The organism is Phytohabitans sp. LZ39 (assembly GCF_059359075.1).
Genome location: NZ_JCADBM010000003.1, coordinates 273,092 through 298,821, shown reverse-complemented (window position 1 = coordinate 298,821; position 25,730 = coordinate 273,092). Strand labels below are relative to the sequence as shown.

Here is a 25,730-nt window from a genome sequence, read left to right as displayed (position 1 = left end):
TCCGGCTCCACCGTGATGCCCCATGGAAAGGAACGGCTATGCCCCGCCCCCACCTCCGGCGCCACCTCGCCCGCGCCTTGGCTGTTGTTGCCGCGGTGCCCGTCGCGGTGCTCGGCGGTGCGTCGCCGGCTCCGGCCGACACCTCCCAGTTTCGAGGTGTCAACTGGGCCCGACTGGGTGACAACTTCCACGGCGGTCCACTGGTGCTGTACGGACTGAGTAGCTCCGACAGCTACGCGACGGTCGTGGCCAAGGCCAACGCGATCTACACCGGCTTTCAGAACAACCTCGACGCCAACACCGTCCGGTTGCCGATCAACACGTACACCGTCGGTACGAACTGGTGGAACGCGTACACCGGTGCGATCGACGCGGCCACGGACAAGGGTTTCAAGGTCGTGCTGTCCTATTGGGACGACGGGGTGGCCGCCAGCGGCGGCCGCATCGTCAACCCGACCGCGTTCGACACGATGTGGAACACCGTGGTCGCAAGGTACGGCACCAACAACCTTGTCTACTTCGAGCCGATGAACGAGCCGGGCGGGCACAGCGCCAGCGACTGGGCGAACGTGGTCAGCAACTGGATCAGCGCGCGCCCGTCGATCCCACGAAACCGGATCTTCGTCAGCGGCGCCGGCCTGAACACCGACATCAAGTCGATGTGCGCCGACCGCCGCCTCGACGGGACCTTCCTGTCGCTGCACCACTACACGTTCTTCAGCGGTGCCAAGAACTACGACCAGTGGGTGGCCTTCCTGCGGGACGCGATCGGCTCCTGCGCCGACCGCACCGTGATCGACGAGTTCGGCGCACCGATGGACACCGGACTCGACTACAACGACGCCGCCAGCGGCGACAACTTCGTGCGCTACTTCCGCGCGACCACCACGATCCTGCGCGAGCTTCGGATGGGCTCGATCTACTGGCCGGGTCTCGGCGGCAAGGTGACCGCCGGCCAGGCCGACGACTGGTACGCCATGCAGAAGCTGCACGGCACCGGTGCCAACCTCACGCTCAGCACCCCCAACGCCAGCGGTCTCGAACGGCTCAAGTACGGCTGGGGCCTGGGCGACGGCGGTGGCGATCCGGCCCCGGCCAAACTGCTGCGCAACGTCGGCACCGCGCGCTGCCTGGACATCCCCGGTGCCACCACCACCAACACCCAGGTCCAGGTGTCCACCTGCGGTAGCACGGCCGCGCAGCGGTGGACGCCGACGACCGGAGGACAGCTCACCGCGCTCGGCGGCCAGAAGTGCCTGGACGCCTACAACCGGGGGACCGCGAACGGCACGGTGGTCGGCACGTACGCCTGCAACGGCGGCGACAACCAGCGATGGACGATCGGCGCCGACGGCACCGTCCGGAGTGTCCAATCAGGCCTTTGCCTGGACGTGAACACCAGCACCTTCAAGGTCCAGCTCTGGACCTGCTGGGGCGGTGACAACCAGAAATGGCAGGTGTCGAACGCCGCGGTGGCATAGCTCAGGGTCCGTCCGGATTTTCGCGATGGTGGGCGCGCAGCCAGTTCTCGGTGGTGGTGATGTGCATCAGGGCGGCCGCCTGCGCCTGGATGGCGTCGCCCGCCGCCAGCGCCATGTAGATCGCCTCGTGTTCGCGAAGGGTGCGGTCGGCGGCGTCCGCGTCGACAAGGCCGCGCCACACCCGTGCCCGCAAGGTCCGGCTGGAGATCCCTTCCAGGACCGTCGACAGGGTCTCGTTGCCGGTGGCGGCGACCACCGCGCGGTGGAAGGCGGCGTCGTGCTGGTTGAGCAGCTCGACGTCGTCGGCCGCGGCGCGCATCGCCTCCAGGTGGCCCTTTACCTCGGCGAGCTGCCGGGGTGAGATGCGGGTGGCGGCCAGGCCGGTGGCGGCGCTCTCGAACAGGCGGCGCACCTCGGTGAGCTCGAGCATCGTCTCGCCGCGCAGCAGCTCGACCGCGCCGCTGATGCCTTCGAGGAGGACGCGTGGCTCGAGGCTGGTGACGAAGGTGCCGTTGCCCCGCCGGACCTCCAGCACCCTGGCGGCCACCAACGCGCGCACGGCCTCGCGCATGATGTTTCGTCCGACGCCCAGCTCCGAGGCGAGCTGCTGCTCCGGGGGCAGCTTCGAGCCCGGCGGGAGCTCACCGGACTGGATCATCTCCCGGAGGCGTGTCATCGCCTTGTCGGTCAGCGACATTCGTGGGTCCTTCGGACTGGGCCCCGCACGTTAGCAGCCAGCTGGACGGGGTGAGGTACGCGGTCCAAACGCTAGCAGGTGATCCCATGTCTCGGCACCTTACGTATCGTAGCGATCACCCATTGATGAGCTTGCTGATACGAAATCCCAGCTAGATCGCCTGTCTCTAGACGTACGCCTTGCCGGCGGCTATAAAGACATCCCATGGCGCACGGTGGATTAATCGTCGCGGTGGACGCGATCGACGTCCGGTTCCCGACCTCCCGCGAGTTGGACGGGTCGGATGCGATGAACCCGGAGCCGGACTACTCCGCCGCGTACGTGGCGATCCGGACGAGCGGCGGCGAGGAGGGGTTCGGGCTCGCGTTCACGGTCGGGCGCGGCAACGACGTCCAGGTCGCCGCGATCCGTGCGCTGGCGCCGCTGGTGGTGGGGCTGCCGGTCGCCGACGTCCTGGGCGACCTGCGCGGGTTCTCCGAGCGGCTGACCGGTGACAGCCAGCTGCGCTGGCTCGGTCCACACAAAGGCGCCATCCACATGGCCGCCGGCGCGATCGTGAACGCGGCCTGGGACCTGTACGCCCGGCGGGAGGGCAAGCCGTTGTGGCGGTTGCTGGCCGAGATGCCGCCAGCCCAACTCGTCGGCCTCGTCGACTTCCGGTACCTGCGCGACGCGCTCACCCCGGAGGAGGCGCTGGACATCCTTCGCCGGGCGGCACCCGGGCGGGAGCAGCGGCAGAAGGAGCTGCTCGCGCGCGGCTACCCGGCGTACACGACCACGCCCGGCTGGCTGGGCTACACCGACGAGAAGCTGGTCCGGTTGGCCAGGGAGGCGGTGGCCGACGGGTTCGGCTTGATAAAGCTCAAGGTCGGCGCCGACAACGACGTCGACATCCGGCGGGTGGCCCTGGCCCGGGAGGCGGTGGGTGCCGGCACCCGGATCGCGATCGACGCCAACCAGGCGTGGGGCGTCGAGCAGGCGATCGCCTGGCTGAGGTCACTGGCACCGTACGACCCGTACTGGATCGAGGAGCCGACCTCACCCGACGACATCCTCGGCCACGCCGCCATCCGCCGAGCCGTGATGCCGATCAAGGTGGCCACCGGCGAGCACTGCCACAACCAGGTCATGTTCAAGCAACTGCTCCAAGCCGGCGCGATCGACGTCCTGCAACTGGACGCCACGCGTGTCGCCGGTGTGAACGAGAACATCGCGATCCTCCTCCTGGCCGCCAAGTTCGGCGTGCCGGTCTGCCCGCACGCCGGGGGTGTCGGCCTGTGCGAGATGGTGCAGCACCTGGCGATGTTCGACTACGTGGCGGTCAGCGGCAGCACCGAAGGCCGGGTCATCGAGTACGTCGACCACCTGCACCAGCACTTCGCCGATCCGGTCGTCATCCGGGAGGGGCACTACGTGGCGCCCGAGGCTCCCGGCATCGGAGCGCGGATGCACCCGGAGTCGGTCGCCGCGTACACGTTTCCCGACGGTCCGCAGTGGAGTCATGTCCGGGCACCTTCCACATAGGAGTATCAATGAACCTGAGAGGCATCGCCGCGACAGCAGCAGTCCTGACGTCCGCCGCCGCGTTGCTCAGCGCATGCGGCGGCGACGATTCGACGAGCGGGGACGGTGGCACCAAACCGGTGGTCGTCGGCGTCGACTACCCGCGGTCGGACACCGACTTCTGGAACTCGTACATCAAGTACACGCCCCAGTTCGCCGGCGAGCTCGGGCTCGACCTGAAGACCACCAACTCGCAGAACGACGTGGCGAAGCTGACCTCCAACGTGCAGTCGTTCATCAGCCAGGGCGTCAAGGGCATCGCGATGGCACCGCAGGACACCGCCGCGATCGCCCCGGCGTTGCAGTCGCTCGCCGCCAAGAAGATCCCGGTCGTGACCATCGACACCCGGCCCGACTCCGGTGAGGTCTTCATGGTGGTGCGCGCCGACAACCGCGCCTACGGCGAGAAGGCCTGCCAGTTCCTCGGCACCAAGCTCAAGGGAGCCGGCAAGGTCGTGATGCTCCAGGGCGACCTGGCCTCGATCAACGGCCGCGACCGCACCGAGGCGTTCAACGACTGCATGAAGAAGAACTACCCCGGCATCACGGTCTTCGGGGAGGCGACCAACTGGGACGGCGCGCTCGCCTCGCAGAAGCTCCAGATCCGCCTCACCGAGCACCCGGACATCAAGGGCGTCTACATGCAGTCGAGCTTCGCCCTGGCCGGCACGCTCCAACTGCTCAAGCAGCGCGGTCTGCTCACCGCGCCGGACGACCCGAAGCACGTCTTCGTGGTCTCCAACGACGGCATCCCCAAGGAGCTCCAGGACATCGCCGCCGGCAACATCGACGCCACCGTCTCCCAGCCCGCCGACCTCTACGCCAAGTACGCCCTCTTCTACGTCAAGGCGGCCATCGAGGGCAAGACCTTCCAGCCCGGCCCCACCGACCACGACAGCACGATCATCCAGGTGCGCGACGGGGTGCTCGAGGACCAGCTCTCCGCCCCGCTGGTCACCGCGGACGGCGGCAGCTACGGCGGCGTGACGAGCCTCAAGCCGGATGACAAGTCCCTGTGGGGCAACAACATCGGCTGATCGGCGAGGGAGAAGACACCGAGATGAACGACAGCGACGGCGGGCGGGTCCGTGCGGATCCGCCCGCCGTGGAGGCCATCGACATCACCAAGCGGTACGGCTCGACCGTGGCACTCGACCAGGCGCACATCCGTGTGCTGCCGGGGGAGACACACGCCCTCGTCGGCCGCAACGGCGCCGGCAAGTCCACTCTCGTGTCGATCCTGACCGGACTCCAGGCGCCCGACACCGGGCAGGTCCTCTTCGCCGGCGCGGCGGCACCCCGGCTGTCCGACCGGGACGCGTGGCGGCGACACGTGGCCTGCGTCTACCAGAAGTCCACCATCATCCCGCAGCTGACCGTGGCCGAAAACCTGATGCTCAACCGGTACGACCGGGGCCGTAGCGGGCTGATCAGCTGGCGCTCGCTGCGCCAGCGCGCGCGGGATCTGCTGGCCGTCTGGTCGGTCGATGTGGACGTCGACGCCAAGGCAAAGGACCTGAGCGTCGAGCAGCGCCAGTTCGTGGAGATCGCTCGGGCGCTGTCGTTCGGCGCCAGGTTCATCATCCTCGACGAACCGACCGCGCAGCTCGACGCCGCCGCGATCGCCCGGCTCTTCGGCCACATCCGCGACCTGCAAACGCAGGGCGTCACCTTCCTGTTCATCAGCCACCACCTACAGGAGGTCTACGAGATCTGCGACATGGTGACGGTCTTCCGCGACGCCCGGCACGTGGTCACCGCGCCGGTCGCCGACCTCCCGCGCGGCGAGCTGGTCGCCGCGATGACCGGCGAGGCCACCGCGCTCGACGTTCCCCGCTCGCGCACCGCGCCGGCGGGCGAGGCGGGCGTGGTCCTGGACGTGGCCGGACTGCGGCTGGACGGCCTGTTCGAGGACATCACGTTCCAGGTGGGTGCCGGAGAGATCGTCGGGTTGGCGGGCGCCGGCGGCAGCGGCAAGACCGAGGTGGCCGAGGCCATCGTCGGGCTCCGTGCCCCGGACGCCGGCGCGATCATCGTCGACGGCCGCACGCCACGTGCCGGCCATGTCGGCGCCGCGCTCGCCTGTGGTGTCGGCTTCGTGCCCCAGGACCGCCATCATCAAGGCCTGGTAGCGGGCATGTCGGTCGCGGACAACACCACCATGACCATCCCGGAACGGCTCGGGACGGCCGGATTCCTCAGCACCCGCCGCCGCGACGCCATCGCCGGCACGCTGATCGACGCCCTGGCCATCAAGACCCCGGGGCCGGACCTGCCGGTCTCCGGACTCTCCGGCGGCAACCAGCAGAAGGTCGTCATGGCTCGCGCCCTCGCCAACGACCCCAAGGTGCTCGTGCTCATCACGCCCACCGCGGGCGTGGACGTGCGGTCCAAGGAGTTCCTCCTCGACAAGATCGACGAGGTGGCGACCGCCGGCACCGGCGCGATCGTCGCCTCCGACGAGCTCGACGACCTACGTATCTGCGATCGCGTCCTGGTGATGTTCCAGGGCCGGATCGTCGCCGAAATGCCAAGCGGCTGGCGCGACCACGACCTCGTGGCCGCGATGGAAGGACTGACCGTCGATGCCTAAGACCATGACCGCGGCGAGCGCCGCCGACGGCTCCGCGGTGGCCGCCGGACCGCCACCTCGCCGGCCGGTCGGAAAGCTCGCCATCGCGCGACTCCGGGACCTGGCCCTGGTGCCGGCGATCGCACTCATCGCCGTCGTCGGTCAGATCGTCAACCCGGTCTTCCTCCAGCCCGACAACCTCATCAACATCGCCCAGACCATGTCGGAGATCGCGCTGCTCGTGCTGGCGCAGACCGTCGTCCTGGTCGCCGGCAAGATGGACCTGTCACTGGAATCCACGTTCGGCCTCGCCCCAGGAGTCGCGGCCTGGATGACCGTCGCGGTCGGCGCCGGGCACGGCACCGGCCTGCTGCCGGGCGCCTGGGCCATCCCGATCACGCTGGCCGTGGGCGCCCTCGTCGGCGTCGCCAACGCCGCGCTGATCGTCCGGTTCGGACTCCACGGGTTCATCGTGACGCTCGGCATGCTCATCGTCCTACGTGGACTGCTGACCGGGATCTCCGGCGGCCAGACGTTCTTCAACCTGCCCGAGTCGATGATGTACCTGGGCACCGCGGTATGGCTCGGTGTCCCCGCGTCGATCTGGATCTGCGTCGTCCTGTTCGCCGGCGGCATCGTGCTGCTCGGCTACACCGGCTTCGGCCGCTCCCTGTACGCGATCGGCGGCAACGTCGACGCGGCGAAGGCGGCCGGCATCCGCACCGACCGCGTGCTGTGGATCGCCTTGACCGGCGCCAGCGTCCTCGCCGCGCTCGGCGGTCTGATGCTCTCCGGCCGGCTCGCCTCCGTCGCCGCCTCCCAAGGCAACGGCGCCATCTTCACCGTCTTCGCCGCCGCCGTCATCGGGGGCGTCAGCCTCAACGGCGGCAGGGGCACCATGTTCGGCGCCTTCACCGGCATCCTGCTGCTCTTCATGATCCAAAACGTGCTGACCCTGGCCGGCGTACCGGCACAGTGGATCGGCGCGCTCAACGGAGCCATCATCCTCATCGCCCTGGTCGTCTCCCGCATCACCGGCGGCAAAGCCCAGGAATAGGCGCCCCGTGCCGGGGACGGCGGTGACCGCCGTCCCCGGCCTGTGTGGTCGGTCAGTTGCGAAGGCTCCACTGCTGGTTCGCGCCGCCGTTGCAGGACCAAAGGATGATCCTCGTACCGTTGGCGGAAGCGGCGCCGTTGGCGTCCATGCACAGTCCGGATTGGACGTTCGTGACGGTGCCGTTGGCGTTGAGGTTCCACTGCTGGTTGAGCCCGCCGTGGCAGTCCCAGATGATGACGGCGGTGCCGTTGGCCGTCCCGGAGCCGGACGCGTCCAGGCACTTGTTGCCGTACACGGTCAGCTGCTTGGTGGCGGTGTGTGTCCACCGCTGGTTCGTGCCCGCGGCGCAGTCCCACAGCTGCATCTGAGTGCCGTTGGCGGTGGCGGAGTTGGGCACGTCGACGCAGCGGCCGGACTGGCCGCCCACGAGTTGGCCGCCCTGCTGGCTGCCGCCGCTCTGCTGCCTGACGATCGACTTGGACTCGGCGGATCGGTTGCCCTGGGCGTCGAGGACGTAGAGCCGGTACTCGCCCTGCGTCGTCGGTACGGCGATGGACGTGGCCGTGCCGCTCGCCCTCGTCATCGTCGGGCCGGCGGCGAAGGTGGTGGTGCCGGCGGGAGCCAACCAGATCGTCCTGCTCGCGTCGCCGGTGCTACGGACCGGAATCGACGCGCTGGCGCCGCTGACAAACGTGCTGGCCGGCAGCACGTAGTCCGGCACGGAAAGGTTGCTCGGCGGGATGACGTCGCGGAACGCGTCCTCCAGCCCCGAGCTCACCGCGATGGCGTATGCCGCCGCCGGCCAGACGTAGTCGGAGGAGACGAGGATGTCGTGGATGGTGCTGTTCGGCAGGTTCTTGTTGGAGACCTTGTTGATGGGCCCGTAGATCTGCGTGATGCTCAGGTCGTGCTTGCGCCCGAAGTCGTCGGAGTTGATGAGCCAGGTGACGTTCTTGTCCACGCTCAGCACGTTGTCGCGGAAGGTCATGTACGCCGAGCCCTCGTCCGGGTGAAGTCCGTACTTGTGGCCGGCCGGGACGCCTTGGAGATAGTTGCTGTGCACCGTGGTCCCGGGCTGGCTGCCCAGCGTGTAGATCGGGGCGGTGTCGCTGAGGCGTTGCACCGTGTCGATGATGTGGTTGTGGCTGATGGTGTTGTTTCTCGCCGTCGTGGTCGGCCTGTTGGGCGCGATCGAGCCGGACGACCCGTCGAAGTTCCACCAGCCCCAGCCGAGCGTGATGCCCGACCACGGCGTCTTCTCGATCCGGTTGCGCTGGATCGTGAGTGTGTCGGCGAAGTACGCCGAGATGGGGCTGTGCCCGTTGAACAGCACGGCGCTGTCGTAGAGGTAGTTGTTCTTGATCTCGATGTTCTTCGGCAGCCCTTCGACCTGAGCCGGGTACTTCTCGCGGTTGGTGGCCGTGTGGTCTCCGATGTAGACGTGCTGCGGATGACCCACGGTGATCGCCGATCCGGCGATGTCGTTGGTGAAGTTTCCGATCAGCTGGGTGCCCTGCACGTCGTTGACCATGTTTATGCCGTCGGCGCCGGTGTGCTGGATCCGGTTGCGCTGGAAGACCAGCCCGTCGGCGTTTTCGACCTGGATGATGCCGGGGGTGACGTCGACGTTCCGGTAGTAGTAGACGTGGAAGTTGCCCTTCGCGTACGCGAGAGCGCCGAGGTTGCCCTGCTGCGCCTGCTTGAACGCGGAGCCGGCTACGTTGAACAGGTTCCAGTCGGAGTGCTGCACCGTCAGGCCCGACACCGTGATGTTGCGGGCGTGGCCGCTCGTCGAGGTGCCGGCGATCTTTAGCACGGTCGACACGTTGTTCGGCGCGACGACCGCCGCGGTCGCCATGTTTTCCGCGCTGGCCTTGTAGTAGTACAGCGTCCGGCTGGTCTTGTCGAAGTAGAACTCGCCCGGCGTGTCCAGGAACTCGTAGGCGTTCATGACCTTGTGGCTGCCGCCGACCTGGGCGTTGCCGTTGAAGGCGCCCTGGGCGATGGCCGCGCCCGGTTGCTGGAACAGCGCTACCCGGCTGGCGCCGTCGGCTGTGGTCGTCACCTGGCGGACTCCCACGATGGCCGTGGTCCAGGTGGTACCCGTTTCGATCTCGATGTCGTCCTGGTTGCGGGGGATGGCGGGAAAGTCGGAGAGGCTGTATCTGGCGCCTTCGCACTGCGATCCGGACTCCCAGGCCCACGCGGCTTGGCCGGCCGTGACGTTGTACGTCCCGTGGCAGCCCGCCGAGTTGATCGTCTTCGAGGCCATAAACGCCCGCTTGCCGTTGACGTAGAGCGTGCGCAGCTTGTTGGCGCGGTCGAGCGGTGCCTTCCAGATGTTGCCGCTGTGCTGGGTCCATCCGGTCACCGGGACGCCGCCGTCGAGGACCGGCGTCTCGTTGGCGTGGGCGGCGTACACCACCCGGTAGCCGTTGGTGCCGGAGTCACTTGGCCCGAGCTCGATCGTGCTGCTGACCGGATACGTCCCGCCGCGAAGATACACCTGGATGTCGCCGGTCATGTTCGCGTTGATCGTGCGGACGGCGTCTCGCGCGCGTTGCAGGGTCTTGAACGGCGACGCCATCGTGCCCGCGTTGGTGTCGTTGCCGTCCGGAGCGACGTAGTAGGTCGCCTGGACCGCGGCCGAGGCGGGCGTTTGGTGGGTCGCCGTGGCCGTCAAGGCGACGGCGGCGAGCACCGCGACCGCCACCAGCGACCGTGCAGCGGTGGAAACGGCTGCGTTCACGTACGGTTCCTTTCACTTCTGCGCGGCCGGGTGGATGTTTGCGAGGGGTTAGACAGCGACGAGTTGCCACTGCTGGTTGGTGCCGCCGGCGGCGGCCCACTGGATCACTTGAGCGCCGTCGTCGAGCGATCCGCCGGACACGTCGGCGACGTGTCCACTGCGGACGTTGACCAGGCGGTGGTAGCCGTCGCCGGTAGCGACAAGCCGCCACCACTGGTGGGTGCCGGCGGTGTCGGACCACTGGTCGAGCTGGGTGCCCTGTGCGGTCGAGCCGCCGGGGCTTTCGAGCACCTTGCCGCTGCCGCGGCTGACCAGCCTGAACGACTGGTCGGCGTTGGGCTCCAAGCGCCATTGCTGGTTGGTGGCGCCGGTCCACGACCACTGGATTATCTTGGCGCCGTTGGCGGTGGAGGCGCCGGAGACGTCGAGTACCTTTCCGCTGCGCCGGTTTACCAGGCGGTGATAGCCGGCGGGCAGTTGCCGGTCGGGCAGCTCCACGGTGATCTGCGCCTGTTGCCCAGCGGTCAGCGAAACCACGCGGGCGTGCGCGCCCAGCGGGGAGGAGGCGACCGTCGCGGTGGTGGAGATGGAGGTCATCCCGCGGCGGCTGATGAGCGTGATGTTCTGGGTGATCGCCGAGGTGAGCGCCACGCTCGCGGTGCGGGCGGTCAGGTCCCAGGTGAGGTTGTCGACGCGGACCCGGTTGCGGCCGAGTACGCCGGTGATGCCGCCCTTGGCGAGTTGGTCGGGCAGGGCGGGCAGCAGCTCGATGATGCCGGGTCTGGTGTTGACGAGTGCTTCGCCGAGCACGCCCGGCAGCGCGTTGGCCGCGTCGGCGTTGTAGATGTCGAGGTTGGGGTTGTGTGAGGTCATCAGTGACCTGAAGACCATGTCGTTGCCGAGGATCTTGCGAAGGTTGCCGTAGACGAGGTTGCCGTCCTTCAGCCGGGCGGCCGCCAGGGCCCGGTGCAGGCTGCCGTGTGCGGAGACGTTCTCGTCGCCGCGCAGCGCCAGCGCCCGCAGCGAGGCGGCGACGAGAGCGGGCTCGTCCTCCGGATTGATCTCGTGCAACGGCCAGACCCCGTACAAATGGTGGACGTGGCGGTGGTTGTAGCGGTCGGTCAGCCCGGGCCAGGACCATTCGGCGAGGGCACCGTCACCGTTGACGGTGTAGGGCGGCAGCTTGCCCAGAAGCGCGGTCCAGCGTTGGACGCCTTGGCCGCTGCCCTGTTCGAGGCCGAGGGCGTTGGCGGCGTCGATGGCGGCCTGCAGGGCGTGCTTGCCGGCCTGGATGTCGCCGGTGGCGTTGACGGCCAGATGGACGCCGGTGCTGGCCGGTGAGTTCTCCATCGAGAACGACGGCACGAACACCACGTCGCCGCTCGAGTCGGTGCGGGTAAGGAAGTCCTCGTAGAACAACGCCAGCTCCATCAGGGCGGGGCCGAGCTTGTCCCTGAGGAAGGCCTGGTCGCCGGTGACCTGGTAGTACTCCAGCAGCGGGTAGACCAGCCAGTCGGCGCCACCGGTCCAGCAGTGGCCCGGAAAGCCTCCGTCGAAGTGCAGCATGTGGCCGTACTCGCCGTCGGTGCGGGACGGGGCGAGGAAACCGCGGGCGCCGTACAGGTTTCGCGCGTTGGTGCGCCAATGGGCGAGCTGGCCCAGGATCAGGTCGAAGTAGCCCCGCATGGCGTCCGTGAGGTCGAGGATGTTGCCGCCGGCGACCTGGAGGTTGACGTTGGCGTCGGTGGTGAAGTCGTCGGCCCAGGCGGCGTTCCACGACCCGGTCCAGATTCCCGTCAGCCGCGGCGGCAGGACCCCGCTGGAGCTGATGAACAGATAGCGGCCGGAGTCGTACAGCCGCTCCAACAGGGCGACGTCGATGACGTTGCGGTTGGCGTTCTGCCGGGCGATCAGTTCGCCGGTCGGCAGCTGCCGGTCGGCGGCGGAGACGTTCAGGTCGAGGCGGGAACGGTCGTACATGGCGGAATGCACCGTGACGTGCCGGCCACGCAGCCAGGAGTAGTCGGCACTCAGCGCGGCCAGCGTGGCGTGCAGTGGTTTGGCGTCCCAGGCGGTGGAGGACTCGTACCGGTCGAGCTTGGTCAGCAGCACGAGCTTGGCCGCGCCGGCGACGACGATTGTCGTTCCGTTCGCGGTGGCCGTGCCTCCGGTCGGCACGACCCGGGTGACACCCTCGTAGCCAAACGCACCCTGTCCGGACGGGTACGTGCCGCGCAGGTTCAGGTAGCCCGAACCGTTGTCGACCGCGGCGAGGGCGGCGAAACGGACCGAGCCGGGGACGCCGCTGAGCGCCGGGTTGACGCTCAGCGTGGCGGCGATCGTCCGGCCCGGCGCGGGGGTGAGTTCGTGGACGATCACCTTGTCGGCCCGGGAGACGAAGGCGCGCCGGGTCCAGGTGCCGCTGGCGTCGGTCCAGGCGGTGATGACCTCGCCGGTACGGAAGTCGGTGATCCGGACGTAGTCGTTGACGGTGGTCACGCCCGGGGTGCTGATTTGCACTTCGTAACCGGGGTGGAAGGTCTGGGTCCAGCGCAAGCTCCAGCCGGAGGTGAAGTCGCTCCTCGCGCCGTTGTAGTCACCGGCCAGCGCCTTGTCGCGGACACCGGCGAGCCGGCCCGAGATGACCGGCGGGGACACGTTTCGGGTGCCGTTGGGCAGGACGAAGCGATGGTGGCTGAAGATCACCTTCTCTAGCGCCGGCGCACCGTAGAGCACCGCGCCGTATTCGCCGTTGCCGCTCAGGAAACCGTGAGTCCAGTCCGTCGCGGGGGCGGTGTCGTAGATGCCCCGGTCGGGGAGCGTGACCTGAGGAGGGACCGCGGCGGCGGCCGGTCGGGCCGCCATCGCCGAGGGCAGGGCGGCGGCGCCGGCGGTCAGCGCCGCGGCCGTGACGAATCGCCTACGGCCCATCGGTAGATCCATCGAGCTCCTTGCCGAGGTCGTGACGTTTGACGAAAGGCGTGCTCGTAGGTGGTCGTCGATGTTAGCGCTCACATTGTAGGTCTTGATCCGGGTGAACGCGAGGCAATCATCAGATCAATGTTGGGCCTGTTCGCCATCCAGGCCGCACTGCCACGGAAACGTTGACATTCATCAGATCATTGGCCTACTGTCCGCACTGACAGCCCTCGATGGAAGGCATGGTGGCTGAGCCGGCGCCGTGCGCACCGGGCGATCGTGGGCAGGGTCGTCGGGCGAGAGCGTGCCGCGTGGCGTCGATCCCATACCTGCGTATGCGTCACATCGGGCCGGATACGCCGACCGCGTGCCGGCCACACTCCCGAGGGAGCGCCGTGAGAAAGACACTTTCGTTCCTCCACGCCGCGACATTCAAGCGCGCCCTGGCGGCGGCCGTCGGTTTGCTGTGTGTCGGGGTGCTGTCCGCCGTGGCGTTGCCCGCCCGGGCGGACAACCCGATCGTGCAGACCATCTACACGGCCGACCCGGCGCCCTTGGTGCACAACGGCCGCGTCTACCTGTACACCGGTCACGACGAGGACGGGTCGACGTACTTCACCATGCGGGAGTGGCGGGTGTGGTCGTCGGCCGACATGGTGAACTGGACCGACCACGGCTCGCCGATGAGCCTTTCCACGTTCGCGTGGGCGTCGGCGGACGCGTGGGCGGGACACACGATCCAGCGCAACGGCAAGTTCTACTGGTACGTGCCGGTGAAGCAGCGGTCCAACGGCTCCATGGCGATCGGGGTCGGCGTTTCGGACAGCCCGACCGGGCCGTTTCGGGACGCGATCGGTCGACCGTTGGTGGGCAACGGCGAGATCGATCCGAACGTGTTCATCGACGACGACGGCCAGGCCTACTTGTACTGGGGCAATCCGCGGCTGTGGTACGTGCGGCTGAACAGCGACATGATCTCGTACTCCGGCGCGCCGACGCAGATCCCGTTGACCACGGCCGGCTTCGGTGCCAGGTCGGGCAACCCCAGCCGGCCGACGCTGTACGAGGAGGGGCCGTGGGTCTACAAGCGCGGCGGCCTCTACTACATGATTTTCGCGGCCGAGTGCTGCGGTGAGTTCATCGCCTACTCCACCGCCCCCGGCCCGACCGGTCCGTGGACCTACCGCGGGACGATCATGCCGCGCCAGGGCAGCAGCTTTACCAACCACCCCGGGATCGTGGACTTCAACGGCGGCTCGTACTTCTTCTACCACAACGGCGCCCTGCCCGGCGGTGGCGGATACACCCGCTCGGTGGCCGTCGAGAAGTTCACCTACAACGCCAACGGCACCATCCCCACCATCAACATGACCACCGCCGGTCCGCCGCAGATCGGCACGTTGAACCCGTACGTGCGGCAGGAAGCCGAGACGATCGCCTGGGAAGCCGGTGTGGAGACCGAACCGGCCAGCGAAGGCGGGATGAACGTCGCCCACATCAGCAACGGCGACTACATCAAGGTCAAGGGCGTGGCGTTCGGCAGCGGCGCCACGTCGTTCAACGCCCGGGTCGCCTCCGCCACCAGCGGCGGCCGCATCGAGCTGCGCCTGGACGGCACAAGCGGTCCGGTCGTGGGCACCTGCGGCGTGTCGGGGACGGGCGGCTGGCAGACCTGGACCACAGTCACCTGCCCGGTCGGCGGCGCCACCGGCACCCACGATCTCTACCTGCGCTTCACCGGCGGCGGTGGCGACCTGTTCAACCTCAACTGGTGGCAGTTCAACACGGGCGACCCGACCACCCCGCCCCCGACGACGCCGCCTCCCTCCAGCCCGCCGCCGAGCGGTGCGTGCGCCGCGACCTACCGCACCACCAGCTCGTGGTCCGGCGGGTTCCAGGGCGACGTCACGGTGACCGCCGGATCCTCCGCCATCGACGGCTGGACGGTGCGCTGGACTCTCGCCAGTGGACAGACGATCAGCCAGGTCTGGAACGGAACTCTCACCACCAGTGGCTCCACCGCGACCGTTCGAAATGTCGCCTGGAACGGCTCGCTCGGCGAGGGAGCCTCGACGTCGTTCGGCTTCACCGCCGGCGGTACGTCATCGATGCCCTCACTCACCTGCACCAGCCCTTGACGATCGCGCCGCGGGAGAAATCACCATGTCTGAAGTGACTCGAAGGAAGCTTCTCGGGGTCGGGGCGGCCGGTGCCGGTGCCGCGCTGTTGCCGGCGGGTTGGTCGGCGGTGGCGAAGGCCGACTCGGTGGCGCCGCCGCAGGTGTTGGCCGCCAACGACCTGGCGCTCTGGTACGACGAGTCGGCGGGAACGGATTGGTTGCGGGCGTTGCCGATCGGTAACGGCCGGCTAGGCGCCATGGTGTTCGGCAACGTCGACACCGAACGCCTTCAGCTCAACGAGGACACCGTGTGGGCCGGTGGCCCGTACGACTCGGCCAACACCCGTGGCGCGGCCAATCTGGCGGAGATTCGGCGGCGGGTGTTCGCCGATCAGTGGACGCAGGCGCAGGATCTGATCAACCAGACGATGCTGGGCAGCCCGGTGGGGCAGTTGGCCTACCAGCCGGTCGGAAACCTGCGGCTGGCCTTCGGCAGCGCCAGCGGCGCGTCGCAGTACAACCGGACCCTCGACCTGACCACCGCCACAGCTATCACCACGTATGTGTTGAACGGGGTGCGGTTTCAGCGGGAGGTGTTCGCCAGTGCGCCGGATCAGGTGATCGTGGTCCGGTTGACCGCGGATCGGGCCAACGCGATCACGTTCACCGCGACGTTCGACAGTCCACAGCGGACCACCGTATCGAGCCCTGATGGTGCGACGATCGGCCTGGACGGGGTCTCCGGAAGCATGGAGGGCATCACCGGGCAGGTCCGTTTCCTGGCCCTGGCCAATGCCGTCGCGACCGGCGGCACGGTCACCAGCTCCGGTGGCACCCTGCGGGTGAACGGCGCCACGAGCGTCACCGTGCTGGTGTCGATCGGTTCCAGTTATGTCAACTACCGCACCGTCAACGGTGACTACCAGGGCATCGCCCGCGGTCGGTTGAACGCGGCCCGCACGGTCGCCTTCGACCAGTTGCGTAGCCGGCATGTGGCGGACTACCAGGCCCTGTTCGGCCGGGTGTCGATCGACCTGGGGCGGACCGCCGCGGCGGACCAGACCACGGATGTGCGGATCGCCCAGCACGCCAGCAGCAACGATCCGCAGTTTTCGGCGTTGCTGTTCCAGTACGGCCGCTACCTGCTGATCTGCTCGTCCCGGCCGGGCAGCCAACCAGCCAATCTCCAGGGCATCTGGAACGACCAGATGGCGCCGTCGTGGGACTCGAAGTACACGATCAACGCGAACCTGCCGATGAACTACTGGCCGGCCGACAGCACCAACCTGGCCGAGTGCTACCTGCCGGTCTTCGACATGATCAAAGACTTGACGGTGACCGGTGCCCGGGTCGCGCAAGCCCAGTACGGGGCCGGTGGTTGGGTCACCCACCACAACACCGACGCCTGGCGCGGCGCCTCGGTCGTCGACGGTGCGGTGTGGGGGATGTGGCAGACCGGCGGTGCCTGGCTGGCCACGATGATCTGGGACCACTACCTGTTCACCGGCGACGTCGAGTTCCTGCGCGCGAACTACCCGGCGATGAAAGGCGCGGCGCAGTTCTTCCTCGACACGCTCGTCGCCCACCCCACGCTCGGCTACCTGGTCACCAACCCGTCGAACTCGCCGGAGCTGCCGCACCACAGCAACGCCAGCGTGTGTGCCGGGCCGACGATGGACAACCAGATCCTGCGTGACCTGTTCAACGGCTGTGCCCGAGCGGCGGAGATCCTTGGCGTGGACGCGACTTTCCGCACTCAGGTGTTGACCGCCCGGGATCGGTTGCCACCGACCCGGGTCGGGTCGCGGGGCAATATCCAGGAGTGGCTGGCCGACTGGGTGGAGACCGAACGCACCCACCGGCACGTCTCGCACCTGTACGGGTTGCATCCCAGTAACCAGATCACCAGGCGAGGGACGCCGCAGCTGCACACCGCCGCCCGGCAGACCCTGGAGCTGCGTGGCGACGACGGCACCGGCTGGTCGCTGGCCTGGAAAATCAACTACTGGGCCCGGCTGGAGGACGCCGCCCGTGCGCACAAGCTCCTGCGTGACCTGGTGCGCACCGATCGGCTGGCGCCGAACATGTTCGACCTGCACCCGCCTTTCCAGATCGACGGCAACTTCGGCGCCACCTCCGGCATCGCCGAGATGCTCCTGCACAGCCACAACAACGAGCTGCACCTGCTGCCCGCCCTGCCCTCCGCCTGGCCCACCGGCAGCGTCAGCGGCCTCCGCGGGCGCGGCGGATACACCGTCGGCATGGCGTGGACCAGTGGCCAGGCCGACGAGCTCGTCGTCCGGGCCGACCGCGACGGCACCGTCAAACTGCGTGCGCGGCTGTTCACCGGCAGCTTCACCCTCGTCGACGCCACCGACGGCACCACACCGGCCACCACGCGACCCGAGACCGACGTCGTCCAGCTCGCCGTCCGGGCGGGACACACCTACCGGGCGGCGCGGCCGGGCGTGACACCGTCACCGACCTTGAGCGCCACCGCGTCGGTGAGCCCGACTGCCTCGATATCCCCGACCACGAGCCCGCCCAGCTCGCCCCCGCCCTCCGGCGCACGGGCGGTGTACGCCGTGAAGGGCTCCTGGCAGGGCGGCTTCCAGGGCGAGGTGACCGTGACCGCCGGCTCGGTGCCCATCCAGGGCTGGACCGTCTCCTGGACGTTCCCCAGTGGACAGGTCATCAACCAGATCTGGAGCGGTACGCACACGCAGAGCGGCGCGAACGTGACCGTGTCCAATGTGGCCTACAACGGCGCGCTCCCCGCCGGTGGCTCCACCACGTTCGGGTTCGTCGCCTCCACGAGCGGGGCGAACAACCCTCCGACCAACGTCACCTGTACGACCACATGAAGGAGGTGCGGTCGGTCCTTGATGGACGATGAGCACGAACGGTGGTACGCCGATCCGGTGCCGCGATCCGAGCCGGACAAAGGTGGGCGGCCGCGATCGATCATGCGGGACGTGGCGCTGGCTGCCGGCGTTTCCAACCAGACGGTGTCCCGGGTGTTGAACAAGCGTCCCGGCGTGGGGGAGGGGACCCGGCAGCGGGTGCTGGCGGCCATGCGACAACTCAACTATCGGCGCAACCTCGCCGCCCGCGCGCTTGTCACGCGCCGCTCCGGGATCCTGGGTGTGCTGGGAGTCGAGACCACCCTCTTCGGCCCGTCCTCGATGCTGTACGGGATCGAGGAGGCCGCCCGCGCGGCGGGCTACCTGGTCACCGTCGCGAACGTACACGCCATCGACCGGCGGTCCATATTGGAGGCCGTCGACCGCCTCTGCCAGCACGTGGTCGAGGGGATCATCGCGATCGCGCCGAAGCCCGCGCTGACGGACGCCCTCCTGCTCGTGCCACCAGGTCTACCCACGGTCGGCGTGGGCGGCGGCATCAGCGGCACCACGCCCACGGTGCGCATCGACAACGTGGCCGGCGCCCGCCTCGCCACCCAGCACCTGCTCGATCTCGGTCACACCACCGTCCATCATGTCGCGGGCCCGTCCGACTGGCCCGAGGCCCGCGAGCGCATCTCGGGATGGCGCAGCACGCTCCTCACGGCCGAGGCGCCGATACCCGCCATCTGGCCCGGCGAGTGGAGCGCCAGGTCCGGGTACGAGCGAGGCCTGGCGCTCGCCCACGATCCGTCCGTAACCGCCATCTTCTGCGGCAGCGACCAGATCGCGCTCGGCGTACTCCGCGCATTACAGGAGGCCGGCCGGCGGGTGCCGAGAGACGTCAGCGTCGTCGGCTTCGACGACACTCCGGACTCGGGCTACTTCCTGCCTCCCCTGACGACGGTCCACCAGGACTTCGCCGAGCTCGGCCGGCGCAGCCTCGCGGTCCTGCTCGACTGGATCGACCGGAGCGGGGAGCTGCCCGTGGAACACGCGCGGCTGCCACCCGACCTGGTGGTGCGGGCGAGCACCGCCGGCCTTCGACGCACCGGCACCTAGTCTTTGGGCGGCGCCGCTTCGTCGTCGGACAGCCCGGACAGGGCTTCCTCCACGCCGATCAGGTGGTTGGCCATCCGGATCCGGGCCCGTTCCGGGTCGCGCGCGGCCAGCGCCTTCCAGATCGCCAGATGTTCCTCGTGGGTGCGCTGGTCGGCACCCTCCTCGTGCAGGCTCCGCCACAGCCGTGCGCGCACCGTGCGGCCGGCGAACGCCTCGACGAGGCCGACCAGTACCGGATTGCCGGTGTGGGCGGCGATGATGCGGTGGAACTTGATGTCTATCTCGATGACGCGCTCGTGGTCGTGTGGCACCTCGCCGGCGATCCGGACCGCCTCGTCGAGCAATGCCCGGGCCTCGGCCAAGGCCGCGTCGGTGATCCTTGTGGCGGCCAACCTGGCCGCTTCGCACTCGAGCAGGCGGCGGACCGCGTGGAGGTGGCGGGCGTTGCCGCGCCCTTCGAGGTCGACGACGAAGCCCATCGGGGCGAGCAGCTTCGTCACATCCAGGTTGGTGATGTACGTGCCGTCGCCCTGCCGCGTGTCGACGACGCCGAGGATCGACAGGGCGGAGATCCCTTCCCGGAGGGAGCCGCGCGAGACGCCGAGCGACTCGGCGAGGTCCTTCTCGACCGGCAGCCGGTCTCCGGGGCGAAACACCCCTTCGAGAATCATCCGCTTGATGCTGTTGATGACTTCGTCCGTGCGAGACATCGACGTCCACTTCTGCCTTGGTCTGGCGACGGTCAGCCTACCTGGCGGCCGGCCGGCGGCGGGTCGGCGGCGGGTCGGCGGCGAAGCGCCTCCGGGACGGGCAGTTCGAGTCGAGCCGCAGCCGCCGAAAGTTTCGGGTCCGAGCCGAAAGGGTCTATCGATCCGTCGATCCCTGGGGCCGCGGCGATCATTGACGGGATTCATGGTGCTGAGTATGGTCATACGTCATACGAGAATATGAATACCGGAAGTCTTCCGGAAACAGAGCCGCCGACGGGGGCATGGCTCTTCCTGAGCGGTCACTTCCGGCCGCCGCAGCTCACGACCATTGTCTGGAGGGCCGCGTGAAGCGCGTCGTCACCACCGCAGCTACCTTCGCCACAGCCGTGCTCCTGGTCGTCGGCTGTACGCCAGGATCCAACAGCGACTCCGGATCGTCCGACTCGAAGGCGTTCGAGTTCTGGTCGTTCACCCAGATCAACCAGAAGATCCAGGTCGATAGGTACAAGAAGAAGCACCCAGACGTGGACGTCAAGCTCACCGAGGTGGGTAGCACGACCGAGACGGCACAGGCACTCACCGCGGGGCTGGCCGGTGGCAAGGTGCCCGACCTCGTGCTGATCCAGGGTGACAACCTGCCGAAGTTCATGGAGTCCCCGGAAAACTTCGTGGACCTGGCCACGCTCGGCGCCGACAAGGTGAAGGGGGACTATCTCGACTGGGTGATCAAACAGTCGGTCACCGAGGACGGCAAGATCATCGGGATACCGACGGATGTCGGCGGCATGGCGATCGCGTACCGAACCGACCTGTTCAAGGCCGCAGGTCTGCCCACGGATCGGGAGCAGGTGTCCAAGCTGTGGCCGACCTGGGACGCGTTCACGGAGGTCGGCAAGCAGTACGTCAAGGCGACCGGCAAGCCGTTCATCGACAACATCCCGACGAGCGTCTTCTTCCAGGCGGTCAACCAGGGTTCGGAGCGCTACTACGACGCCAACCGCAATCTGTCCTACGACAAGAACCCACAGGTCAAGGCCGCGTTCGACCAGACCCTGAAGATCCACGCGGCGGGCATCTCCGCCAAGCAACAGTCGTGGACGGAAGGCTGGACCGCGGGCATGACCAAGGGTGACTTCGCGGCCATGTCCGCGCCGTCGTGGATGCTCAACGCGATCCGTACCAATGCCCCGAAAACATCCGGTAAGTGGGATATCGCCGCTATTCCCGGCGGCTCGGGAAACTGGGGCGGCAGCTATCTCGCCATCCCCAAGCGGGCGAAGAACCCGCAGGCAGCCTGGAACTACATCGCCGAAATGCAGTCGCCGGCCGGCCAGCTCGAGCACTTCCTGGTGCAGGGGGCATTGCCGACGACGCCGTCGGTCTACTCGGACCCGCAGCTCGTCGGGAGGACCGAGCCGTTCTTCTCCAACGCACCGATCGGCAAGATCTACACCGACTCCGTCTTGAATATCAAGCCGTTCTACATCGGTGTGGATGACGCCGCCATCGGCACCGAGCTGCTCAACGCCGTCACCAGCGTCGAGCAGGGCAAGCTCGCCCCGGACAAGGCGTGGAGCACCGCGCTGGCCAACGTCAAGAACGCCATCCGCGGCTGAATGGACGACGACGTGACGGCGGCCGGCGCCCAGCCGGCCGCCACGTCCGGAAGGTGACCGCTTGACCACCACGCTCAGCCCAGCCACGGCCCCGAAGGGCACTGCCCGGCCGACCCGCTACCGCCACATCCAGATGGGCGTGCGCGAGCGAGTGGCGCCGTACGCGTACATCGCGCCGTTCTTCCTGCTCTTCTTCATCTTCGGGCTGTTCCCGCTGCTGTTCACGTTCTACGTCTCCCTGTTCGACTGGGATCCCATCGGCGAGCATCGCTATGTGGGGCTGGCCAACTTCTCCCAGCTCCTCGACGATCCGCGGTTCTGGGGCGCGCTGCGCAACACGTTCAGCATCTGGGTGCTGTCGACGGTGCCGCAGTTGCTGCTCGCGCTCGGCATGGCGCACGTGCTCAACCACGTACGGCTGCGGGCGGCCACCTTGTTTCGGATGTCGGTGCTGGTTCCCTACGTCACCTCCGTGGCGGCGACGACCATCATCTTCGCCCAGCTCTTCGACCGCGACTACGGCATGCTCAACTGGTTCCTCGGGTTGCTCGGTTTCGAGCACATCGACTTCACCGCGTCGGTGTGGGGCAGCCACATCATGGTCGCCACGATGGTTGCCTGGCGGTGGACCGGATACAACACCTTGCTGTATCTCGCCTCGCTTCAGTCGGTGCCCCGCGATCTGTACGAGGCCGCCGCCGTGGACGGCGCCAACAGCTGGAAGCAGTTTCGCCACATCACCATCCCCGCGCTGCGGCCGATCATCGTGTTCACCGTCGTCACGTCGACGATCGGCGGGCTGCAGATCTTCACCGAGCCGCTGCTGCTCAGCCCGGTAAATCAAGAGACCTGTGGAGCGGCACGGCAGTGCCAGACCCTCACCCTGTTCCTCTACGAGCAGGCTTTCACCCGGTTCCACTTCGGTTACGGCGCTGCCATCGGCGTCGCGCTCTTCGTCGTGGTCGTGATCATCGCCGCGATCAACTATCTGCTGGTCACCCGCATTCGCTCGGAGCGTCCATGAACACCGCATCCTCCACCACCGGGCGGGCAAAGCGCGGTCGGCGCAAGATCAACCGGCTCCCCGTCGCCGTGTACGCGGCGCTCTGCGCCATGGTGTTCCTCAGCGTGTTTCCGCTCTACTGGATGTTCGTGGTGGCCACGACGGACTCGGCCACCGCGCACAGCCTTCCACCGCACATCGTGCCCGGCGGCAACTTCCTGCACCTGGCGCGCCTGGTCTTCGACATCGTGCCGTTCGTGCAAGCGCTCCTCAACAGCCTCTTCATCTCCACCGCGATCGGTGTGGGCCAGGCGGTGCTGTGCGCGCTGGCCGGCTTCGCCTTCGCCAAGCTGCACTTCCCCGGCCGCAACACGCTGTTCCTCATCGTCGTGCTGACCATGACCGTGCCGGCCCAGCTCTCCATCGTCCCGCAGTACCTGATCATGTCGCAGCTCAACTGGGTGGACACCCTGCAGGCGGTGATCGTCCCCGGGCTGGCGAGCGCGTTCGGCATCTTCTGGATGCGTCAGCACATCGCCAGCACCATCGACGACGAGCTGATGCACGCCGCCCGCGTGGACGGCGCGACCACCTGGCAGATCTTCTGGCGTATCGCCTTCCCACTGGTCCGCCCGGCGGCGTTCGTCCTGGGACTGTTCGGGTTCGTCACCGCCTGGAACGACTTCCTGTGGCCGTTCATCGTGCTGAAGTCACCGGACAGATACACCGTCCAGATCGCCATCAAGGCGCTTCAGAGCAGCCGGGACATCGACCTGGGCCTGGCCATGTCCGGCTCGTTCCTGGCCACGCTGCCGCTGCTGGTGCTGTTCGTCTTCGTCGGCCGCCGCCTGGTGCAGGGGATCATGGAAGGCGCGTTCAAGGGCTGACGGCGAGCTCCCGGAGTCAGGGGGCGCTGCCTCCGTGGCCTCAAAACCTTGGGCCGAAAGAAGATTCGAGCTACCGCGATGTCCGTCGTGGTCCAGACCGCTGCTCCCGCGGCCTCACCCGTCCGCTGTTGGTCGCGCACCAGTTGCTGTCGAGCTGCCCCGTTCGTGCGCCCAGGTGGCGGCCGCGTGCGTGGTTGCGGTTGGTTCGGCGCCTCCGGCGCGGGCCTCGGGCTCCGGCGGGGCCGTCCCCGGCTTGTTTGCTTTGTCGGTGGGTGGTTGCGGTGGGAGCCGTGCCGTATGCCGTCGTATGCGCTGCGCGGCCGGGCCAAGCAGTGCCGCAGGACGCGGGTGCGTCGGGCTTGCCGCGCGGGCCCGGCAGCGGAGGCCGGGGGTTTCGGCGAGCGCCAGCTCGCCGCCGGCCGGAGCGGTGCCCGCGGGAGCATGCGGTCCGCAACTGGCGCGGACGTGGGCAGATCAAGCTTTAGATCGTGCCTGGGTCCGGTGTGACGAGGCCGTTCTTGTAGGCCAGGACGACGAGTTGGGCGCGGTCGCGGGCGCCGACCTTCGACATGGCTCGCTGGATGTGGGTGCGCACGGTGAGCACGCTGAGGTGGAGCTCCCGGGCGATCTCGTCGTTCGACTTGCCGTCGGCCGCAAGCTTCATGGCCTCCAGCTCGCGGTTGGTCAGTTCGCGGATCCCCGGCGTGGTGGGCGGCAGGGCGGCGGTGCCGGGTGGTGGGGTGGCGAGGAACTGGGCGATGAGGGCCTTGGTGGCGCCGGGGGAGAGCAGGCTTTCACCGGCGGCGACGACGCGGATGGCTTCGAGTAGGGCGTCGGTGGTGACGTACTTGCCGAGGAAGCCGCTGGCGCCGGCGCGGAGGGCGCGGGCGACGTGCTCGTCGTTTTCGAAGGTGGTGAGGATGAGTACCCGGGTGCCGGCCAGAGCGGGGTCGGCGCAGATGGTCTCGGTGGCGGTCAGTCCGTCCGTGCCGGGCATCCGCACGTCCATCACGATGACGTCGGGGTGGTGTCTGCGGGCGAGGTCGACGGCCTGGGCGCCGTCGGCGGCCTCGGCGACGACTTCGAGGTCGTCGCACGAGTCGATCAGCAGCTGGAACGTCCCGCGCAGCAGCGCCTGGTCGTCGGCGAGCAGGACGCGGATCGTCACGGCGCGGCCTGGGGTGCGGGCGCGTGCGGATGCAGCGGCAGGGCGGTGACGACCTCGAAGGCGGCGTCGCCGCTGTCGCTGACCCGCAGGTCGCCGCCGACCGCGTGGGCGCGTTCGCGCATCCCGATGATGCCGTAGCCGGGGGAGCCGCGCCTTGGTTGGTCGTCGGCGCGCCGGTCGTTGGTCACCGTGATGGTGAGCTTGGTGCCGCTGTACCGAAGGCACACCGAGGCGGTCGCCGACGCGGAGTACTTGGTGGCGTTGGTCAGCGCCTCCTGGATGATGCGGTAGGCGGTCAGATCCACCCCGGGCGGCAGATCCCGGGGCTCTCCCTCGACGGCGACGTCGACCGCCAGGCCCGCGGATCGGCACGACTCCAGCAGGGTGGGGAGTTGGGCGAGCCCCGGCGCGGGTTCGAGGGTGTCCGCGCCGGCGCCGGTCTTGCGCAGGACGCCGACGGTGTCGCGCAGCTCGAGCATGACCGAGGAGGTGGTGGCTTTGAGGTCGGTAAGGATCTTCTTGGTGAGCTGCGGATTGGACTCCAGCAGGTGGGCGGCCGTGCCGGCCTGGGCGTTGGCCACGGCCATGTGGTGTGCCACGACGTCGTGCAGGTCGCGCGCGATGCGCATCCGCTCCTCGGTGACCCGCAGCCGCGCCTCCTCCTCGCGGGTCCGCTCGGCGTGCTCGGCGCGGGCCTGTACGGCCTCGAGCCAGGCGTGTCGCAGCCGGCTCCGGCTGCCCATCGCCAGCGGCAGCAACAGCCACAGCGCGGGCCCGATCGCGCGCAGCGCCACCATCTTGTCGAGGGTGACGCCTACGGCGGCGGCGACCACGAGCGTGGTCGCGACGCCGCCGTAGGCCCAGGTCGTCCGGGAGTCGGTCGCGGCGGCCAGCCAGTACAGCGCGACCATCAGCGGGGCGAGCAGGAGCGGGGAGAGGACAAAACCGAGTCCGCCCGTGACGACGGCGCAGACGGTGGCCACCACGACCGTGATCCGCGGGCGCTCGCGTGCCTTGAAGAGCGCCAGGCAGGCGATCCCCGTCGCCACCTCGGCGATCCAGACACCCTGCGGACGGCTCTCGCCCGGCCCGAAGAGGTTTGCCCCGATCACCGCGCCACCGAGCAGGGCGACCACGATGACCACGTCGGTCAGCCGCGGGTACCGCTCGACGTACTCCTCCAGGCTGGCCATGGTGCTCCTCCTGTGCGCCGCTGTGCTGGCG

Annotated in this window: 17 protein-coding genes; 11 read left to right on the top strand and 6 right to left on the bottom strand. The window is 68.4% G+C overall.

From position 1 onward, the window contains the following. Positions 1-38: 38 nt before the first annotated feature. Positions 39-1,481: a ricin-type beta-trefoil lectin domain protein gene (locus tag AC5L36_RS07855; protein WP_441216920.1), complete on the top strand. Its 1,443-nt coding sequence runs from the start codon at positions 39-41 to the stop codon at positions 1,479-1,481. A 1-nt stretch (position 1,482) separates the two neighbouring features. Here the strand turns inward: AC5L36_RS07855 and AC5L36_RS07850 are convergent, their stop codons facing one another. After that, positions 1,483-2,178, bottom strand: a complete 696-nt coding sequence (locus AC5L36_RS07850) for a FadR/GntR family transcriptional regulator (RefSeq protein WP_441216919.1) — start codon at positions 2,176-2,178, stop codon at positions 1,483-1,485. A 204-nt stretch (positions 2,179-2,382) separates the two neighbouring features. On the opposite strand from AC5L36_RS07850, the gene AC5L36_RS07845 reads away from it, so the two are divergent. The 4 genes from AC5L36_RS07845 to AC5L36_RS07830 are packed head-to-tail and all read left to right on the top strand — an operon-like array spanning position 2,383 to position 7,370. Continuing rightward, positions 2,383-3,702 (top strand): enolase C-terminal domain-like protein, encoded by a 1,320-nt coding sequence (locus tag AC5L36_RS07845; RefSeq protein WP_441216918.1) that lies wholly within the window; start codon positions 2,383-2,385, stop codon positions 3,700-3,702. A gap of 8 nt (positions 3,703-3,710) precedes the next feature. After that, complete coding sequence (locus AC5L36_RS07840; protein WP_441216917.1) at positions 3,711-4,778, top strand: sugar ABC transporter substrate-binding protein; 1,068 nt, start codon at positions 3,711-3,713, stop codon at positions 4,776-4,778. 23 nt (positions 4,779-4,801) lie between these two features. Next, positions 4,802-6,334 carry a sugar ABC transporter ATP-binding protein gene (locus AC5L36_RS07835; RefSeq protein WP_441216916.1) on the top strand — a complete coding sequence of 511 codons (1,533 nt, stop codon included), beginning with the start codon at positions 4,802-4,804 and terminating at the stop codon, positions 6,332-6,334. Then, positions 6,327-7,370: an ABC transporter permease gene (locus AC5L36_RS07830; RefSeq protein WP_441216915.1), complete on the top strand. Its 1,044-nt coding sequence runs from the start codon at positions 6,327-6,329 to the stop codon at positions 7,368-7,370. The genes AC5L36_RS07835 and AC5L36_RS07830 overlap by 8 nt, the downstream gene beginning before the upstream one ends. Before the next feature lie 52 nt (positions 7,371-7,422). On the opposite strand, the gene AC5L36_RS07825 is transcribed toward AC5L36_RS07830, so the two are convergent. Together AC5L36_RS07825 and AC5L36_RS07820 are read right to left on the bottom strand one after the other, a co-directional pair. Continuing rightward, positions 7,423-10,119: an RICIN domain-containing protein gene (locus AC5L36_RS07825; RefSeq protein ID WP_441216914.1), complete on the bottom strand. Its 2,697-nt coding sequence runs from the start codon at positions 10,117-10,119 to the stop codon at positions 7,423-7,425. A gap of 48 nt (positions 10,120-10,167) precedes the next feature. Next, entirely contained in the window at positions 10,168-13,050 is a 2,883-nt protein-coding gene (locus tag AC5L36_RS07820) for a glycosyl hydrolase family 95 catalytic domain-containing protein (RefSeq protein WP_441216913.1), read from the bottom strand. 323 nt (positions 13,051-13,373) lie between these two features. Between AC5L36_RS07820 and AC5L36_RS07815 the strand changes: the two genes are divergently transcribed. The 3 genes from AC5L36_RS07815 (at position 13,374) to AC5L36_RS07805 (ending at position 19,122) form a co-directional block, all read left to right on the top strand. Further along, complete coding sequence (locus AC5L36_RS07815) at positions 13,374-15,176, top strand: family 43 glycosylhydrolase (RefSeq protein ID WP_441216912.1); 1,803 nt, start codon at positions 13,374-13,376, stop codon at positions 15,174-15,176. 25 nt (positions 15,177-15,201) lie between these two features. Continuing rightward, complete coding sequence (locus AC5L36_RS07810) at positions 15,202-18,021, top strand: glycosyl hydrolase family 95 catalytic domain-containing protein (protein ID WP_441216911.1); 2,820 nt, start codon at positions 15,202-15,204, stop codon at positions 18,019-18,021. A gap of 102 nt (positions 18,022-18,123) precedes the next feature. Next, complete coding sequence (locus AC5L36_RS07805) at positions 18,124-19,122, top strand: LacI family DNA-binding transcriptional regulator (RefSeq protein ID WP_441217163.1); 999 nt, start codon at positions 18,124-18,126, stop codon at positions 19,120-19,122. Here AC5L36_RS07805 and AC5L36_RS07800 read toward each other — a convergent pair. Continuing rightward, positions 19,119-19,832 (bottom strand): FadR/GntR family transcriptional regulator, encoded by a 714-nt coding sequence (locus AC5L36_RS07800; RefSeq protein WP_441216910.1) that lies wholly within the window; start codon positions 19,830-19,832, stop codon positions 19,119-19,121. The genes AC5L36_RS07805 and AC5L36_RS07800 overlap by 4 nt on opposite strands. Positions 19,833-20,176: 344 nt before the next feature. Here AC5L36_RS07800 and AC5L36_RS07795 point away from each other — a divergent pair, with 344 nt between their 5' ends. From AC5L36_RS07795 to AC5L36_RS07785, 3 genes are all read left to right on the top strand, one after another. Further along, a complete protein-coding gene (locus tag AC5L36_RS07795) occupies positions 20,177-21,448 on the top strand; it encodes an ABC transporter substrate-binding protein (RefSeq protein ID WP_441216909.1) in 1,272 nt (423 codons plus the stop codon). A gap of 133 nt (positions 21,449-21,581) precedes the next feature. Further along, positions 21,582-22,472, top strand: coding sequence for a carbohydrate ABC transporter permease (locus AC5L36_RS07790; protein ID WP_441217162.1), 891 nt, complete (start codon positions 21,582-21,584; stop codon positions 22,470-22,472). After that, the gene (locus AC5L36_RS07785; RefSeq protein WP_441216908.1) at positions 22,469-23,338 is read left to right on the top strand and encodes a carbohydrate ABC transporter permease; all 870 of its coding nucleotides are present in this window, start codon (positions 22,469-22,471) and stop codon (positions 23,336-23,338) included. Before AC5L36_RS07790 ends, AC5L36_RS07785 begins: the two co-directional genes overlap by 4 nt. Positions 23,339-23,819: 481 nt before the next feature. Here the strand turns inward: AC5L36_RS07785 and AC5L36_RS07780 are convergent, their stop codons facing one another. Continuing rightward, on the bottom strand, positions 23,820-24,506 hold the full coding sequence (locus AC5L36_RS07780; RefSeq protein WP_441216907.1) for a response regulator: 687 nt from the start codon (positions 24,504-24,506) through the stop codon (positions 23,820-23,822). After that, positions 24,503-25,699 (bottom strand): sensor histidine kinase, encoded by a 1,197-nt coding sequence (locus tag AC5L36_RS07775; RefSeq protein WP_441216906.1) that lies wholly within the window; start codon positions 25,697-25,699, stop codon positions 24,503-24,505. The genes AC5L36_RS07780 and AC5L36_RS07775 overlap by 4 nt, the downstream gene beginning before the upstream one ends. Between the last annotated feature and the right edge of the window lie 31 nt (positions 25,700-25,730).

Excerpts from the sequence above, each read along its gene's own strand:
- AC5L36_RS07835 (WP_441216916.1), top strand. The coding sequence starts at position 4,802 with ATGAACGACAGCGACGGCGGGCGGGTCCGTGCGGATCCGCCCGCCGTG.
- AC5L36_RS07845 (WP_441216918.1), top strand. The coding sequence starts at position 2,383 with ATGGCGCACGGTGGATTAATCGTCGCGGTGGACGCGATCGACGTCCGG.
- AC5L36_RS07785 (WP_441216908.1), top strand. The coding sequence starts at position 22,469 with ATGAACACCGCATCCTCCACCACCGGGCGGGCAAAGCGCGGTCGGCGC.
- AC5L36_RS07775 (WP_441216906.1), bottom strand. The coding sequence starts at position 25,699 with ATGGCCAGCCTGGAGGAGTACGTCGAGCGGTACCCGCGGCTGACCGAC.
- AC5L36_RS07830 (WP_441216915.1), top strand. The coding sequence starts at position 6,327 with ATGCCTAAGACCATGACCGCGGCGAGCGCCGCCGACGGCTCCGCGGTG.
- AC5L36_RS07840 (WP_441216917.1), top strand. The coding sequence starts at position 3,711 with ATGAACCTGAGAGGCATCGCCGCGACAGCAGCAGTCCTGACGTCCGCC.
- AC5L36_RS07805 (WP_441217163.1), top strand. The coding sequence starts at position 18,124 with ATGCGGGACGTGGCGCTGGCTGCCGGCGTTTCCAACCAGACGGTGTCC.
- AC5L36_RS07790 (WP_441217162.1), top strand. The coding sequence starts at position 21,582 with ATGGGCGTGCGCGAGCGAGTGGCGCCGTACGCGTACATCGCGCCGTTC.
- AC5L36_RS07800 (WP_441216910.1), bottom strand. The coding sequence starts at position 19,832 with ATGTCTCGCACGGACGAAGTCATCAACAGCATCAAGCGGATGATTCTC.
- AC5L36_RS07855 (WP_441216920.1), top strand. The coding sequence starts at position 39 with ATGCCCCGCCCCCACCTCCGGCGCCACCTCGCCCGCGCCTTGGCTGTT.
- AC5L36_RS07820 (WP_441216913.1), bottom strand. The coding sequence starts at position 13,050 with ATGGGCCGTAGGCGATTCGTCACGGCCGCGGCGCTGACCGCCGGCGCC.
- AC5L36_RS07815 (WP_441216912.1), top strand. The coding sequence starts at position 13,374 with ATGCGTCACATCGGGCCGGATACGCCGACCGCGTGCCGGCCACACTCC.
- AC5L36_RS07810 (WP_441216911.1), top strand. The coding sequence starts at position 15,202 with ATGTCTGAAGTGACTCGAAGGAAGCTTCTCGGGGTCGGGGCGGCCGGT.
- AC5L36_RS07850 (WP_441216919.1), bottom strand. The coding sequence starts at position 2,178 with ATGTCGCTGACCGACAAGGCGATGACACGCCTCCGGGAGATGATCCAG.